The sequence below is a fragment of the Dyella dinghuensis genome (assembly GCF_003977615.1).
Lineage (GTDB): Bacteria > Pseudomonadota > Gammaproteobacteria > Xanthomonadales > Rhodanobacteraceae > Dyella_B > Dyella_B dinghuensis.
Genome location: NZ_RYZR01000006.1, coordinates 560,538 through 577,995, shown reverse-complemented (window position 1 = coordinate 577,995; position 17,458 = coordinate 560,538). Strand labels below are relative to the sequence as shown.

Annotated in this window: 6 protein-coding genes; 5 read left to right on the top strand and 1 reads right to left on the bottom strand. The window is 60.7% G+C overall.

Going from position 1 to position 17,458, the window contains the following annotated elements; genetic code table 11:
• Positions 1-145: 145 nt before the first annotated feature.
• From EKH79_RS13515 to EKH79_RS13505, 3 genes are all read left to right on the top strand, one after another.
• The gene (locus EKH79_RS13515; protein ID WP_126674338.1) at positions 146-3,307 is read left to right on the top strand and encodes an efflux RND transporter permease subunit; all 3,162 of its coding nucleotides are present in this window, start codon (positions 146-148) and stop codon (positions 3,305-3,307) included.
• Positions 3,308-3,549: 242 nt separating this feature from the next.
• On the top strand, positions 3,550-6,729 hold the full coding sequence (locus EKH79_RS13510) for an efflux RND transporter permease subunit (protein ID WP_126674337.1): 3,180 nt from the start codon (positions 3,550-3,552) through the stop codon (positions 6,727-6,729).
• A gap of 280 nt (positions 6,730-7,009) precedes the next feature.
• Positions 7,010-10,180, top strand: a complete 3,171-nt coding sequence (locus EKH79_RS13505) for an efflux RND transporter permease subunit (protein WP_126674336.1) — start codon at positions 7,010-7,012, stop codon at positions 10,178-10,180.
• A gap of 70 nt (positions 10,181-10,250) precedes the next feature.
• On the opposite strand, the gene EKH79_RS13500 is transcribed toward EKH79_RS13505, so the two are convergent.
• Complete coding sequence (locus EKH79_RS13500) at positions 10,251-16,112, bottom strand: fibronectin type III domain-containing protein (RefSeq protein WP_158621251.1); 5,862 nt, start codon at positions 16,110-16,112, stop codon at positions 10,251-10,253.
• Positions 16,113-16,384: 272 nt separating this feature from the next.
• On the opposite strand from EKH79_RS13500, the gene EKH79_RS13495 reads away from it, so the two are divergent.
• A complete protein-coding gene (locus tag EKH79_RS13495) occupies positions 16,385-16,891 on the top strand; it encodes a phage tail protein (RefSeq protein WP_126674334.1) in 507 nt (168 codons plus the stop codon).
• Positions 16,892-16,914: 23 nt separating this feature from the next.
• Complete coding sequence (locus EKH79_RS13490) at positions 16,915-17,442, top strand: phage tail protein (RefSeq protein WP_126674333.1); 528 nt, start codon at positions 16,915-16,917, stop codon at positions 17,440-17,442.
• Positions 17,443-17,458: the final 16 nt, after the last annotated feature.

Genomic DNA, 17,458 nt, shown 5'->3' with positions numbered 1-17,458 from the left:
ATGGCCGGACTTAAGGCACATTCGCAGGGGCCGCTCCCTGAGGCATAAAGTGCCCATGAACATGCCATTTTCTCTTGCGCCAACGCATGCGCCGTACGCGCGTGCGTGGCTTTCGTTCGCCTGACGCCTTGATGCAGGGGATCCGGTGAACGTTTTTGCACCCATCATTCGCAGACCGATCGGCACCTCGCTGCTGGCGATCGGTTTGACCATTGCCGGTTTTTGCGGCTATTTGTTGCTGGGCGTGGCGGCGTTGCCGTCGCTGGATTTCCCTGGACTCGTCGTCATCGCGCAATATCCGGGCGCGGATGCGCAAACGATGGCCGCAACGGTTGTCGCACCGCTGGAACGTCAGCTTGGGCGCATTCCCGATATTCAGGAAATGGATTCGGACACCAATGCGGGCGGCACGCAGATCCGCATCCTGTTCAATTTCGGACGCAGCGCGGACAAGGCCGCACGTGATGTGCAGGCCGCCATCAACGCGGCCCAGCCCGACCTGCCGACGAACATGCAGCCGCCGCAGTATTTCAAATTCGATACGGCATCGATTCCGATTCTGCTGATTTCGTTGACGTCGACGGGCATGCCGCCCGACAAACTCTACGATCTCACCGATACGCTGTTGATGCCTGCCGTGGCTCAGATTCCCGGCGTTGCGCAGGTGCAGGTGTTTGGCGGCACACCTCACGCGGTGCGCGTGACGATCAACAACGCGGCGCTCACGGCCAAAGGCCTTACCGCCAACGACATTGCCAATGCGTTGCGCGCGGCGAACGTCACCTCGCCGCAAGGCATTCTCAGCAATGGCATGACGCAGATGACCGTCACTGCCAACGATGCCTTGCACAGTCCGCAAGACTTCGGCTCGCTGGTGATCGCCAATCAGAAAGGCATACCCGTGCGCCTTTCCGATGTCGCCGCCGTGACAAGCGGCGAACAGGATAAATATCAAGCCGCATGGTTCAACGGCCAGCGCGCCGTGTCGATGCAGATCAGCAAACGGCCCGACGCGAATTCCGTCGAAGTCGTGCAGGAGATTCGCAACCGGCTTCCTGCGCTTCAAAATCTGGTGCCGGCGGATGTGCAGATCACGCCGATCTTCGATCTTACCCAATCCACCAAGTCCGCATTGCGTGAAGTCGAGATCGCGCTGTTGCTCAGCATCATCATGGTCGCGCTGGTAATGCTGGTGTTCCTGCGGCGTGTGCGGCCCACGGTCATCGCCATGTTCAGCGTGCCGTTGTCGCTGGCGGGTGCGTTCGTGGTGATGTTTGCGCTGGGGTTCACGCTCAACACCTTGTCGTTGATCGCGCTGGTGCTGTGCGTGGGTTTCGTCGTCGACGATGCGATCGTGGTGATCGAAAACATCGTGCGGCACATGGAACACGGCATGGAGCCGCTGGAATCTGCGCTGCTCGGCGTGCGCGAGATCGGCTTTACGGTCATTTCCATTACCGTTTCGCTGGTCGCCGTTTTCGCCCCGATGGTATTCGGCAACAACACGCTGGTGATGTTGATGCGCGAATTCTCGGTGACGTTGATTTCGACCATCGTGATTTCGGCGCTGGTATCGCTGACACTGACGCCCGCGCTTTGCGGCCGTTATCTGCTGGAGGAAAAACCCGGCGAGCGCCGTCCCGGCAGGATTGAAGCATTCTTCGAACGCTTCGATCGCTCTTTGCTATGCATTTACGAACGCGGTCTGGATTGGGCGATGCATCATCGCCGCGTCATGCGCTGGCAGCCGTTGATTCTATTGTTGCTGACCGTGGGGCTCGCCATCTTCGTCGCGAAGACCGCCGGCGGCGCAATCATGCCGAAGGAAGACACCGGCATGTTGATCTTGCAGATGACGTCCGATGCGAATATCTCGCCGTCCCTGATGGCTACGCGCACGCAGGCCGTCGCCAGCATCATGCAGGCCGACCCGGATGTCGTCGACGTCACGACTATTCTCGGCGGCAATAACAACAATGGCGCGGTGGGCAATCAGTCGACGCTGTTCGTCGATCTCAAGCCGCTTGGCAAAGGCCCGGGCATGCGACCCGATTCGCTGGACAAAGTGATCGAGCGCCTCGACAAGCAATACAAAAAGCTGCCGGATATGCAGATCACCATGCGTGGCCTGCAGTTCCTTGGCGGCCCCAGCAACAAAGGCGGCGGCGAATACGCATTCGATCTGGACAGCACGACCGGTGCGCCACTGCAGGAAGCCACGCTGCGGCTGGCGCAGGTGATGCGCAAGATGAAGCAGTTCAACAACGTCACTACCAGTTACGACAGCATCGGCAAGCAGCAATTGCTGGAAGTCGATCGCAATGCGGCGTCGCGTCTGCAAGTGGGCATGGGACAGATCGATCAGGCGCTCGTCGATGCGTTTGGGCAAAATCCCGTGTCGGTGATCTATTCGGATATCAATCAATACCGCGTGGTGCTGTCGGCCAGCAATGCCGACTCGCTGAGCCCGGATACGCTGCTGAACACCTACGTGCGCAGTACGCAAAACAAGATGGTGCCGTTATCGGCGATGGCGCATATCAAGCCCTTCATTACGCCGATCGATGTGCAACATTTCAACCAGACGGAATCGTCCACGATCAGCTACAACCTTTCCGATGGCATCACGCAAGCCGATGGTTTGAAGTTCGTCGATCAGGCGATGTTTGCGGCGCAATTGCCGCCGGGCGTGACCAAGCGCTACACCGGCGACAATCAGCGCTTGATCGAAGCACTGGAGAACGCGCTGATTGTTTTTGCGGCGGTGATTCTGGTGATGTACATCGTGCTGGGCATTCTCTATGAAAGCCTGATTCATCCGCTCACGATCCTCTCCACGCTTCCGGCCGCTGGCATGGGGGCATTCCTTGCGATGCTGATTACGCATACGCAGCTCACCACCATGTCGGTCATCGCGGTGCTGATGCTGATCGGCATCGTGAAGAAGAACGCCATCTTGATGGTCGACTTTGCGCTGGTCGCCGAACGCGAACGCGACCTGCCGCCGCCCGAGGCCATTCGCGAGGCCGCCATGGTGCGCTTTCGCCCGATCACCATGACCACGTTGGTGGCGATGGGTGCGGCACTGCCGCTGGCGATCGGCTTCGGTATCGGTTCGGAGATGCGCCAGCCGCTGGGTATCGCCATTCTGGGCGGCCTGTTCGTGTCCCAGCTGCTGACCTTGCTCAGCACCCCGGCGATTTATCTCTGGCAGCACGATCGCCGCATAAGCAAGGCGAAGCGCAAGCAGCGCCGGGCGGAGCGACGGCTGCGCAAACTGGGGGGACAGATTCCGGCAGCGGATTGAGTCCGGCCGCCGGATCGTTCGATTCCTGGCCGGCAGTCGCGCCAGCCGGGAACTAAATCGCCCGTGTGTGGACCATGACACGGGCGCCTGTCTTTCGGCACGGCTGGACTTCAGGCACATTTGCAGAGTCGGCCAGGAGGGTATGAAACCGTTATGGATATGACTCTGTACCGTGGCCGCCCCGCCGAGGGCCGGCCCTTAGATCGACTGTGTGCGCCCAACCTGGAAGGGCGTGCCGTCGCATGAATATTTTCGCACCGATCATTCGCCGGCCTGCCGGTACATCGCTGCTCGCTATCGGCGTGCTGATTGCCGGCATTTGCGCGTACATCGAGCTTGGGCTGGCCGCCTTTCCGTCGCTGCAATTTCCGGGCATCGCCGTGGCGGCGCAGATGTCCGGCGCCAGCGCGGAGACCATGGCCACCACGGTCACCGCGCCGCTGGAGCGCCAGCTCGGCCGCATCCCCGGTGTCGAGGAAATCGATTCCGATACCAACGAAGGTGCCACGCAGATCATCATCCAGTTCGACATGGGCACCAATGTCGACCGGGCTGCGCGCGATGTGCAGGCGGCGATCAATGCCGCTATGCCGCAGTTGCCGCAGCAGATGGCGTCTTCGCCGCCGCAGTATTTCAAGTTCGACACCTCGCAGATTCCGGTACTGCTGCTCGAAGTGACGTCCACCAGCATGGCGCCGGACAAGCTTTACGATCTGGCCGACAGTTACATGAAGCCGCTGGTCTCGCAGATCGATGGCGTCGCGCAAGTACAGGTGCAAGGCGGCGCACCTCACGCGGTGCGTGTCTCGCTCAATAGCGCGGCGCTGACCGCCAAGGGTTTAGTCGCCAACGATGTGGCGAACGTGTTGCGCGCTGCCAACGTCACCTCGCCGCAAGGTGTGCTGTCGGACGGCGTACGCCAGATGACCGTCACCGCCAACGACTCGCTGCGCAACGCCAGCGATTTCGCGTCGCTGGTCATCGCCAATCAAAAAGGGATTCCTGTCCATCTCTCTGACGTCGCCACTGTTGAAAGCGGTCAGCAGGATATCTATCAAGCTGCGTGGTTCAACACGCAGCACGCGGTCGGGCTGAACATCAACAAGCGTCCCGAAGCCAATGCGGCGGCGTTGGTGAAGCAGATCAAGGACTCGATACCGCGGCTGAAGGCGACACTCCCCGCCGATGTACAGATCACGCCGATTTTCGATCTCACGGCATCGACGACCTCCGCGCTGCACGAAGTCGAGCTGGCGCTGCTGCTCAGTATCGTGATGGTGGCGCTGGTGATGTTGGTGTTCCTACGCCGCGCGCGGCCGACCGTGATTGCCATGTTGAGCGTGCCGCTGTCGCTGGCTGGCGCGTTCGTGGTGATGTGGGGCTTCGGCTTCACGCTGAATATGTTGTCGCTGATCGCACTGGTGCTATGCATTGGCTTCGTGGTCGACGATGCCATCGTGGTGATCGAGAACATCTTTCGCCATATGGAGGCAGGTACAGAACCGCTGGAAGCCGCGCTGATAGGTGTGCGCGAAATCGGCTTCACCGTCATCTCCATCACACTCTCGCTGATCGCGGTGTTCGCACCGTTGCTGTTCGGTCACAGCGGCCTGGTGATGGTGATGCGCGAATTTTCGGTCACGCTGATTTCCACCATCATCATTTCCGCGGTGGTCTCGCTCACGCTGACGCCTGCACTGTGCGGCCGCTATCTCACGCGCGAACAACCCGGTCAACACGAACCGGGCCGGCTGGAGCAGACCGCCGAACGGTTCGATCGCTGGATGCTGGCCATTTACGAAAAAGGCCTGAATTGGTCCATGCGCCATCGCCGCATCATGCGTTGGCAACCGATCCTGCTGCTGGTGTTGACGGTCGTGTTGGCAGTGGCGGTGGTGAAGACTGCCGGTGGCGATTTCATGCCCAAGAGCGATTCGGGCATTGCGCAAGCGTTCCTGATCGCCGATGCCAATATCTCGCCCGAAAAGCTGACCAAACTCACGCAGACCGTCTACACCACGATCCTTGCCGACCCCGCCGTACAGGACGTCGCCAGCGTGCTCGGTGGCGGAAACAGTGGTGGCAGTGTCGGCAATCAAGCCTCGTTTTTCATCGATCTCAAACCGAAAGGCACCGGGCCGAATGATCGCCATGATTCGGCAGACAAGGTCGCTGCACGTCTGAGCGAAAAGTTCAAGAAACTGACCGATGCCGACGTATCGGTGACGAGTTTGCAGTTGTTCGGCAACAACGGTGGCGCGTTCGGCGGCGCCAAGGGGCAATTCACCTTCAACCTCACCAGCAATAGCGGCGATTCGTTGCAGGAACCCACACTGCGCATGGCGCGCGAAATGCGCAAAATGAAGCAGTTCCGCGATGTGTCCACCAGCTTCGACAGCATCGGCAAGCAGCAGTTGATCGAGGTGGACCGCAACGCGGCTTCGCGCATGCAGGTGAACATGGGCCAGGTCGATCAGGTGTTGTTCGATGCCTTCGGCCAGACGCCGGTGTCGGTCATCTACTCGGACGTCAACCAGTACCAGGTGATTCTGGTCGCCGACAACGCCGATTCGCTGCGGCCGGAAACGTTGTTGAATCTCTACGTGCGCAGCACGCAAAACAAAATGGTGCCGCTCTCGGCCATAGCGCATATCAAACCGTATATCGCGCCGATCGACGTGCAGCACTACAAGCAGCTCGAAGCGGCATCGATCAACTACAACGTCGCCGATGGCGTAACGCAGACCGACGCACTGAAACTCATCGATGTCGCCATGCTCAACGCGCAGGTGCCACCCGGCATCACCAAACAGTACACGGGCGACAATCAGCGGCTGCAGGAAGGCGGCGTCAATTCGTTGCTGCTGCTCGTTGCGGTGATCATGGCGATGTACATCGTGCTGGGCATTCTCTACGAGAGCTTGATCCATCCGTTGACGATTCTTTCCACGCTTCCTGCCGCGGGCATGGGTGCGTTCCTGGCGATGCTGGTGACGCAGACGCAGCTCACCACCATGTCGGTGATCGCGGTGCTGATGCTGATCGGCATCGTGAAAAAGAACGCGATCCTGATGGTGGACTTTGCCCTCGTCGCCGAGCGCGAACACGGGCGCAGCCCACCGGAAGCGATTCGCGAGGCGGCCTTGGTGCGCTTCCGTCCGATCACCATGACAACACTCGTGGCGATGGGTGCAGCGCTACCGCTGGCGATCGGTTTCGGCATCGGTTCGGAGATGCGCCAGCCGCTTGGCATCGCCATCCTCGGCGGTTTGCTTGTGTCGCAATTGCTGACGCTGCTCAGTACACCGGCGATTTATTTGTGGCAACACGATCGCCGCGAGCGCAAAGCCGCGCGCAAGGCACGGCGGGCTGAGAAACGACGCCTGCGCGAATTGGGGCGTCAGATTCCGGCAACGGAATAAGTCTTTACCGCTCTTGAGAACGTCATCCTGGCGCAAGTCAGGGTGACGTTTTGCTACATCTCTGTAACACCCGGAAACAAAAATTCAACGCGATCGTTCGCGCATCCATAACAGATGCACATGCCTTCTGGCATGGACGGACTAAAGGCACATTTGCCGGGCCGCCTGCACGCGTATGAAGTGTTCTGGGATTGACCTTTCACCATGGCATGACGTGCGGCGCGCGAGGTCGTCGCCCACTTCGCCGTCCGGCGGTTGATATGAACCTGGCAGTGAGCGCATGAATATTTTTGAGCCGATCATCCGTCGCCCCGCCGCCACGTCGTTGCTGGCGATCGGGCTGATCATTGCCGGCTTCTGTGCGTACCTGGTGCTGGGTTTGGCAGCGTTTCCCTCCATGCAGTTTCCGGCCGTCACAGTGCAGGCACTGCTTCCCGGGGCGGATGCGCAAACGGTCGCGGCAACGGTGACAGCGCCATTGGAGCGCCAGTTCGGCCGCATTCCCGGTATCCAGCAAATGACTTCGGATGCCAATCCCGGCGGTACGCAAATCCAGATCCTCTTCGACACATCGCGCAGCGCGGATGACGCTGCGCGCGACGTCGAAGCGGCGATCAATGCGGCGATACCCGATCTGCCCGCCGTGATGGCGTTGTCGCCGCCGCAGTTGTTCAAGGCCGACACCACGCAGATACCCGTGTTGCTGATGTCCATGACGTCCACCAGCATGGCGCCAGACAAACTCTACGATCTCGCCGACACGCTGATGCGTCCGGCAATTGCCCAAATCCCCGGCGTCGCGCAGGCACAGCTGATCGGTGGCACGCCGCATGCGGTGCGTGTGTCGCTCAACAGCAGCGCGCTGACGGCGAAAGGACTTACCGCCAATGACGTCGCCAATGTGCTGCGTGCGGCGAACGTCACGTCACCGCAAGGCATTCTCAGCGATGGCGTCACGGAAATGACCGTGAGCGCCAACGATGGATTGATCAGAGCGCGCGACTTCGCGTCGCTGGTGATTGCCAATCAGAAGGGCATTCCGGTACGGCTCTCCGATGTGGCGACCGTGACCGACGGCCAACAGGATGCGTACCAGGCGGCATGGTTCAACAACCAGCACGCGGTGATCTTGCAGGTGATGAAGCGTCCGGAAGCCAACGCCGTGCAGCTCGCGCAAAACATCCGCGTTACGGTACCGCGGTTGCAGGCACTGGTGCCGGCCGATGTGCAGATCACGCCAATCTTCGACCTGACCGATTCCACCAAGTCGACACTGCGCGAAGTAGAAGTGGCGCTGATGCTCAGCGTGTTGATGGTCGCTGCGGTGATGCTGGTGTTTCTGCGCCGTGTACGCCCGACCGTCATCGCCATGCTGAGCGTGCCGTTGTCGCTGGCCGGCGCGTTCGTGCTGATGTATGCGCTGGGCTTCACGCTCAACATGTTGTCGCTGATCGCGCTGGTGCTGTGTATCGGCTTCGTGGTGGACGATGCCATCGTGGTGATCGAAAACATCTTTCGTCACATGGAGCAAGGCACCGACCCACTGCAGGCATCGCTCATTGGTGTGCGCGAGATCGGCTTTACGGTGATCTCCATCACCCTGTCGTTGATTGCGGTATTTGCGCCCATGGTGTTCGGGCATAACGCGATGGTGATGCTGATGCGTGAGTTCTCGGTCACGCTGATTGCGACCATCGTGATTTCCGCGTTGGTCTCCCTCACACTTACGCCTGCACTTTGCGGGATTTACCTGGTGCGGGAGGAATCCCGCGCGCAGCCGGGAAAACTGGAGCGAGCAGTAGAACGCTTCGACCGAGGCCTGCTGCGCATCTATTCCGCCGGGCTGGACTGGGCGATGCGCCATCGCCGGATCATGCGCTGGCAACCGCTGCTGCTGCTGATCCTGACAGTCGTATTGGCCGTGGCGGTGGCGGAAACAGCCGGCGGTACGCTGATGCCGGAAGGCGATACGGGCAAGATCGAAGCGGATCTTGTTGCGGATGCCAACATCTCGCCGGATCTGCTCGCCAAACGCACACAGGCGCTCGAGAAGGTGATGCTGGCCGATCCGGCCGTGCTCGATGTCACCTCGTTTCTTGGCGGCAACAACACCAACGGCGCGGTTGCCAATGAAGCGACGTATTTCATCGACCTCAAGCCGCGCGGTAACGGTCCGGGCCAGCGTCCGGATCCGGCAGACAAAGTCATTGCGCGATTGAACAAGCAATACGAGAAACTGACCGACGTACAAATCACGCTTACCAGCATCGGCTTTTTCACCAGCGGTACCGGCAGCAAAGCAAAAGGCAAATTCGCCTTCGACCTGACGAGCACGACGAGTCAGGCACTTCAGCAACCCACGCTAAAACTCGCGCAAGTCATGCGCAAAATGAAACAGTTCCGCGACGTCAGCACCAGCTTCGACAGCATCGGCAAGCAGCAGCGACTGGAAATCGATCGCAATGCCGCCTCGCGCCTGCAAGTGGGCATGGGCCAGATCGACCAGCTGCTGGCCGATGCCTTCGGTCAGACGCCCGTGTCGGTGATCTACTCGGATCTCGATCAATACCAGGTGATCCTGATCGCCGATGATGCCAATTCATTGAGCCCGCAAACGCTCTTGAACATGTACGTGCGCAACAGCCAGAACAAGATGGTGCCGCTGTCGGCGATGGCGCGCATCCGGCCCTTTATCGAGCCGATCGACATCCAGCATTACAACCAGCTTGAATCGGCAACGATCAACTACAACCTGGCCGACGGCATCACGCAAGCCGATGGCCTGACGCTGATCGATCAGGCGATGTTTGCGGCGCAACTGCCGCCAGGCGTGATGAAGAAATTTACCGGCGACAATCAAAAGTTGGTCGATGCGGCCACCAATGCAGCGATCATCTTCATCGCGGTCATCCTCGCGATGTACATCGTGCTCGGCATTCTCTACGAAAGTCTGATCCACCCACTGACCATTCTTTCCACGTTGCCCGCGGCGGGCATGGGCGCGTTCCTCGCCATGCTGATCACCCACACGCAGCTATCGACGATGTCGGTGATCGCCGTGCTGATGCTGATTGGCATCGTGAAGAAGAACGCGATCCTCATGGTGGACTTTGCACTGGTCACCGAACGCGAACACGGCCGCACACCACCGGAAGCGATTCGTGAAGCTGCACTCGTTCGTTTTCGCCCGATCACCATGACCACACTTGTTGCAATGGGCGCGGCACTGCCGCTGGCCATCGGTTTCGGCATTGGTTCGGAGATGCGCCAGCCGTTAGGCATCGCGATTCTCGGCGGCTTGTTTGTCTCGCAGCTGCTGACGCTGCTCAGTACGCCAGCCATTTATTTGTGGCAACACGATCGCCGTGAGCGCAAGGCCGCGCGCAAAGCACGGCGTGCGGAAAAACGCAGGCTGCGGAAATTGAAGCAATCTCCAGTCATCGCGGGCTGACCATCGCAAGCAAGATAGGCGTTGCTGTTGCGCCGTACTTCCCGCAGGAAAGCACGGCGCAACGTATGTACTACCAGTGCTTTTTCAGCCCGAACCTGATCATCTGATCGTGCGCGTGCGGCTGCATCAGGTAATCGTATTCCGTCGTGATAAGCCAGTCGCCCCACAGGCGCAGATCGCTGCCGAAGCCCAGTTGCGCACTGTTGCCGTTAGCGCTGTACGGATTGGTCAGCACGTTCCAGGAACCCGCGGAAGGAATAAACGCGTAGCTCAACGTGGTATCGGTCGTGCCCTGGAAATCGTGGCCCAATTCGAGTCGGAAGTGCGGAATCAGCACACCCCAGCTCTCTTTGTACTCGGCACTCGCGCGTATCCCCAGAATTGCTTGTGAAGTACGTACCTGTTCGCTTCCGTAAGTAAGCGCGTCCACAGCATCGCCCGTTTCGGAAAAGCTGTTCAAGCGCGACAACGACCATTGCAGACTGCCGTACGGCGACAACAGCCAGTTGTTCCACTTGTATTCGTAGCCGCCCGTCAACGATGCAAACCACTGATCGCCGTTGCGGTGGCCCTGCAGATAATCGCCGTTGTCGGCGTCATGGCGCTGACTGTCGAAGCTCAGACCGCCGCCGCCGAGCACAGCGTCGATATACGTCTTCTCCGATGGGGCAAAGCTGCCGTAAACCGCTGCGCTGTAGCCTTGCGCGATGCTATGCGTGCCGTCGTTGGAAATGTCGCTGTTGTCGTGGTCGTAACCGAGGCTTAGACCGATCACGCCCTGGGTGCCGATACGTTGATCGACACCGGCCGTCACAGCGATGTTGTCGGAATCGAATCCGGCTGCCTGGCGATAAGCATCGAACGATCCGAAGTTTGCCGTGCCGCCAATCCAAACACCCAATCCTTGCGGACCTTTCAGGTTGCTGGCGGCCGTTGGCTGGCTGCTCTGTGTATCCGACGACAGAAGCGTACCGTCCGGTGCATCGGCGGTACCGATGCCTTGACGCATGAAGCCGCTCGCCTGCGGCCACGATGCATTCCCCGGCGCTCCGTTTGTTTGCGGCTGACCCGGCAGCGCGTTGGCACCGCCGCCGCCCAACGGCTTCCCATCAAGGCTGACAGACAAGCTGTTGCTGAAGAGTGAGCCACCGCCATCGTGCAGGTTTTCCAGGCGACCGCGAATATTGTCGAGCTGGCTCTGCGCGAACATCTCCGCTTCCGTCGTTTGCGCATTGATCAGTCCGAGCACGTCCGGATTCTTGGATGGGTCGGGCTGCCTGGTTACCAGCACCAGGACATCGACGGTCACCGGACTGCCATTGGTCGATGCAAGCACCGCCGTGATCTGTACCAAGCCGGTGAAATTGCTCGTCGGCGTAAACGTCAACGCGGTGGGCTGATTGAGCGACACGCTGCCCGCACCGCCAGGCGACTGGCCCAGCAAGGTCGATCCGGTGTAACTGCCCGGAACAATGCTGCCCAGATTCACTGACACCGGTGTGCCGGGCGACGTAATGACCGTCTTGGTATGGCCGGCAGCGCTGCCCGCCGCCGTGACGGTAACAGTGATAGTTGCCGGCTGTGATTCGCCAAAATGATTGGACACGAAGTAAGTGAACGTGTCGGTGCCCACAAACCCGGCTGCCGGCGTGTAAGTAATCTGCTCCCCGTTTGCCGTCGCACTGCCGTGCGAAGGTTGCGTGGCAACGCCGACACCAACGAACGGTTGCGGACCGGTTGCACCGGACTCGGCCTCGATCGACACCGGCGTGCCAGCTGTCGTTGCAACGGTATCTGCTGCAGCTACCGGTACGGCAGATGGCACGACGGTGATCGTCACCGCCGCAGGCGACGACGTGCCACCGGGATTGGTCGCGGTGTAAGTAAAGCTGTCAGTGCCGCCGTAGAAGGTGGGCGAAGGCGTATAGGTGACGCTCTCGCCCGACACCGTCGTCGTGCCGTGCTGCGGTGTTTTCGCGATCGCCACAGAGGTGACGTCGATGCCTGCGATCGCACTGCTCAGATTGATGGTGGCGACGGTGTTGTAGTTGGTATTCGCGCTGACGTTGCTGGCGGTGGGCGGCGGCGGATTGCTGATCGTCACCGCAAGGTTCACCTGCGCCGCGGCGGTATGACTGCCATCGCCGGCCTGGTTAGCCGTAACCGTGCATGTTCCTGCCGAAAGCGTGGTGACCGTGCTGCCCTGAATCGTGCATACCGCGTTCGATGATGAAGCAATCGCAAACACCAGTGGGCTGCTCGAGCCCGTGCCCGTTGCGGATACGGTAAACGTACCGCTCGGCTTGAACACTGGCGCCGCCGGGTTGGCGACAAAATTCGTGATCGCGCCAGTGGCCTTGGGTGTAACGCTGTTGGATGCCGCCGATGCCACGCTCGTTCCGGCTGCATTGGTCGCCGTTACCGTTAAGGTGTACGCGGTGCCATTGGTCAGCCCGGTTACTGTGCAAGGCGATGCGGCGCAGGTACCGGTCAGGCCACCCGGATTGCTCGTCGCGGTGTAGCCCGTAATGGCATCGCCACCGGTAACGGTCGGCGGCGTAAACGTCACGCTTGCCTGCGCACTACCGGCCGTTGCCGTACCGATAGTCGGTGCGCCAGGCGCAACGCCCGCGATCGCGAACGATTGACTCACTTGCGGTGCAGCTAGGTACGTGTTGTTGCCCGCCTGATTCGCGTTGATGGTGCACGTTCCCGGCGTCACCGTCGTCAGCACGCCGCCACTGGTGATGGTGCAGACCGCGGTCGTGCTCGAGGAGAACGTCACCGGCAATCCGGATGTTGCCGTGGCGGTCAACGTTGGCGTGGTGCCGAAATTCTGTGTGCCGGGATTGGCGAAGGTGATCGTCTGATTGCCTTTCGGCGTAATCGCGTTTGATGCGGCCGATGCCGCGCCGGTGCCAACACCATTGGTCGCCGTTACTGTGAACGTATAGGCCGTGCCGTTGGTAAGGCCGGTCACGGTACAAGGTGAATTGGCACACGTGCCGGTGAAACCGCCCGGGCTGCTCGTGGCGGTGTAAGCGGAGATCGGCGAGCCACCCGATGATGCTGGTGCAGTGAAGTTCACCGTCGCTTGCTGGTCGCCCGCTGTCGCCGTGCCGATGGTGGGAGCGCCCGGCACAATCCCGTTGACGGTGAACGACTGACTCACCTGCGGCGCAGCCGAGTAAGTACCATTGCCGGCCTGATTGGCGTTGATGGTGCATGTTCCCGCGGTGATAAAGGTGAGCGTGCCGCCGCTGGTAACCGTACACACCGCTGTCGTGCTCGATGTAAACGTCACCGTCAATCCAGAGGTCGCGCTAGCTGTAAGCGTTGGCGTGGTGCCGAAGTTTTGCGCGCCCGGGTTGGCGAACGTGATTGTTTGTGCAGCCTTAGGCGTCGCACTGTTGGACGCCGCCGATGGTGCGCCCGTGCCTGCCGAGTTCGTCGCCGTCACAGTGAACGTATAGGCAGTGCCGTTGGTAAGACCCGTCACTACGCAGGGAGTAGAGGCACATGTACCCGTAAGGCCGCCCGGGCTGCTGGTGGCGGTGTATTGGGTGATCGACGCACCACCCGTGAATGCCGGCGCAGTGAAGCTGACCGATACTTGCCCCGAACCCGCCGTGGCGGTGCCGATGGTGGGTGCACCCGGCACCACCGTTCCGACAGCAAATGTCTGGCTCACTTGCGGTGCTGTAGCGTAGACACCATTGCCCGCCTGATTCGCATTGATGGTGCAGCTACCGGAATCAAGGAAGGTAAGCGTGCCGAAGTTGGTGATCGTGCACACCGCCGTCGTGCTCGAGGTGAAAGTAACGGTCAGGCCAGACGTGGCAGTAGCCGTCAGCGTCGGCGTGGTGCCGAAATTCTGCGGGCCCGGATTCGCGAACGTAATCGTCTGTGCCGCTTTCGGCGTCACGCTGTTCGATGCTGCCGACGGCGCGCCCGTACCCGCCGAGTTCGTCGCGGTCACAGTGAACGTGTAGGCGGTGCCATCGGTGAGGCCGGCCACGGTGCATGGTGTGTTGGCGCACGTGCCGGTGAGGCCACCCGGACTGCTGGTGGCGGTGTATTGGGTGATCGACGCACCACCCGTGAATGCGGGCGCCGCAAAGCTGATCGTTGCCTGCGCATCGCCCGCCGTGGCCGTGCCGATGGTCGGTGGGCCCGGCACCGCCGGGGCGACGGCAAATGATTGCGAGACCGTCGGCGCCGCGGAATACGTGCCGTTGCCGGCCTGGTCCGCATTGATGCTGCAGCTGCCGGCCGTGATGAAGGTGAGCAAACCACCGCTGGTGATCGTACACACCGCGGTAGTGGTCGAGCTGAAGGTCACCGTCAAACCCGACGTGGCGGTTGCCGTGAGTGTGGGCGTGGTGCCGAAGTTCTGCGTGCCGGGATTGGCGAAGGTGATCGTCTGCGTCGCTTTTGGCGTGACGCTGTTCGATGCAGAGGATGCCGGGCCGGTACCGTCCGCATTGGTCGCCGTGACGGTGAACGTGTACGCGGTGCCGTTGGTGAGTCCCGTTATCACGTGACTGAGCGCGGTCGTACCGGCGTTGGAGTCGACGCCGCCGGCAGGACTGGATGTCACTGTGTAGCCCGTGATGGCCGAGCCGTTGTTGTTGGCAGCAGCAAACGTAACAGTCGCCTGCGCAGGCGTTGTACTTGTGGCGGAGACACCCGTTGGCGCACTGGGTACGCTCGATGGCGTGACACTGTTGGACGCGGCGGACGGCGAGCCCGTGCCCACGGAATTGGTGGCGGTGACGGTGAACGTATAAGCCGTGCCGTTGGTAAGGCCGATCACGGTACACGGCGACGTGCTGCACGTGCCTGTCAATCCGCCGGGACTGGATGTAGCGGTGTAACCGGTGATCGTGGCGCCACCATTGCTGGCAGGTGCAGTGAAGGCCACGCTGGCCTGCGCATTGCCGGCCGTCGCACTCGCGCCCGTAGGCGCGCCCGGCACCGTCGCGGTGGCCACGGTGAGGGTATAGTTATGTGCGCCAAAGTACGTGGTCGGCGTGCTGCTGTCGGCCATCTGCACGGTGAAGTTGAATGCTCCCGCCGCGCTGGGCGTACCGGATAGCACACCGCTTGAGCTGAGCGTCAGTCCACTGGGCAAAGCTCCCGAGCTGACGGCGAAGTTGCTGTACGGCAGGGTGCCACCGGACACCTGGATCGTCTGGTTATAGGGCACACCGACAGCCGGTGCCGGCAAGGGCTGAAACGTGAAAGTCGGCGCAGGGACGTCCAGCGCATAACTCTTGGTCGTACTCAAACCGACCGAATCGGAGATCTTGATCGTGACGTCGAAGCTGCCGTCTTCCGTCGGCGTGCCGGAGAACGTGCCGTTGGAGAAATTCATACCCGGCGGCAGCGAGCCGCTGGTTTCGGTATAGGTATATGGAGCGGTTCCGCCGGTCGCGCTCATGGTGACGGGCGTAAACGCCGTACCTACTTGTGGCGTCGGCAACGATGCTGGCGTTACCGTGATCGGCGATGTCACGGCGGCGATCGATACGGTAACGGTGATCGCCGTGTTGTTGCTGTCCGCGAACGTGAACGAGTCGGTGGTCGCTCCGTCGCCGTTGTTGGTGTAAGTGACGATATCGGTAACGCTGTTTGCAGTGGCCGACCCATGCGACGGCTGCGTGATGATGTTGCCGATACCAACAATGCCGGGAGCGGAATCGCACGCCGACGCGTTGATGCTGATCTCGGTGTCCGATGCCATCGGCGACGTGGATGGCGTGGTGTTCGCATCGGGCACGTTGAAGTTGGGACATAGCGGCGCAACCGCACGCGCCATGCCCGGCCACATCAATGCAATGAACAATAACGCGAGCAAGCCGCGCCAATAGTCGTAACGGCCGACACGGCGCGCCATCGCCGATCCATGCGAATGGAAAACCTGCTGCATATTGTCACCCCTGTGTGGCACCCGCCGCGTCATGGTGGCGGGCGCACTGACGAATATCGCGAAACAGTCGTTTGGCCGTCTCTACGCATATGCGTGTCTACGCAATGTGAAGACGGCGTATACGGACTATACAAACATCACGATCATGTCACATCGCAAGTGGATCATACCGCTCCAACCGGCGAATACTTGTCAAGCAGGCATCGATGGGATCAGAGTTGTAGCAGGCGGCACCGGCTCGGTCGCATCGCCTTCACCAGGGGGAAAATTTCATGGCAGAAGTTTTTATCGGGCAAGTCATGCTCAGCGGATACAACTTTGCGCCCAGAGGTTTTGCGCTGTGCAATGGACAGACCTTACCCATCGCGCAAAACAATGCGCTATTCGCTTTACTCGGCGTGCAGTTCGGCGGCAACGGCGTCAGCACTTTCATGCTGCCGGATTTGCGTGGGCGCACACCTCTCGGCAGTAACGCCAACTATCCGGTGGGAACCGTGGCCGGCGTTGAAAACGTGAGCCTCACGACGCAAACACTGCCGCAGCACACGCATCTGGGCTACGGCACGACCGTGGCAGGCACGGAGCGCAATCCGGTCAACAACTTTTACGGCAGCGTCGCAAGCGAAGCGTTGTATGCCCCGGCTAGCGGTTCGCAGGTGTCTCTTAACGCCGCCACGTTATCGACGACCGGTGGCGGACAGCCGCACGCAAATATGCAGCCTTTCAGCGTGATCAATTTTTGCATCGCGCTAAACGGCGTCTTTCCTTCGCGTAACTGATACCCGCGCATCGGAGCATTGCCATGAGTACACCTTTCGTCGGTGAGATCCGGCTGTTTTCCTTTACCTTCGCCCCGGTCGGCTGGCAGTTGTGCGACGGGAGCCTGCTAAGCATTTCCTCGAACGAAGTGCTGTACACCCTGCTCGGCACTACTTACGGTGGCGACGGCGTTTCCACCTTCGCGGTGCCCGATCTGCGCGGACGCGTCCCCGTTCACCAGGGCACCGGCAACGGCCTGACGCCGCGCGTGATCGGCCAGATCGCAGGCACAGAGAGCGTCACCATCCTCAATGCACAAATGCCCGCGCACACGCATCCGTTTATCGCGGCCACCAGCATTGCGACCCTCAATGCGCCAGCGGCGACCGCGGAGCTTGGCGGCCTGGGTGCCGACACCATGTATTCGGCGACGAGCGCCGCCACGATCGTTTCGCCGGCGAGTGCCACGGTCTCGCAGATTGGCGGCAACCTTCCGCACGACAACCTCATGCCCACACTCACCGCGAGTTTTTGCATCGCGTTGAGCGGGATATTTCCGTCGCAGGGCTGATCGGCGCTGTTTTCCG

Coding starts and splice junctions, on each gene's coding strand:
- EKH79_RS13495 (WP_126674334.1), top strand. CDS start 16,385: ATGGCAGAAGTTTTTATCGGGCAAGTCATGCTCAGCGGATACAACTTT.
- EKH79_RS13510 (WP_126674337.1), top strand. CDS start 3,550: ATGAATATTTTCGCACCGATCATTCGCCGGCCTGCCGGTACATCGCTG.
- EKH79_RS13505 (WP_126674336.1), top strand. CDS start 7,010: ATGAATATTTTTGAGCCGATCATCCGTCGCCCCGCCGCCACGTCGTTG.
- EKH79_RS13500 (WP_158621251.1), bottom strand. CDS start 16,112: ATGCAGCAGGTTTTCCATTCGCATGGATCGGCGATGGCGCGCCGTGTC.
- EKH79_RS13490 (WP_126674333.1), top strand. CDS start 16,915: ATGAGTACACCTTTCGTCGGTGAGATCCGGCTGTTTTCCTTTACCTTC.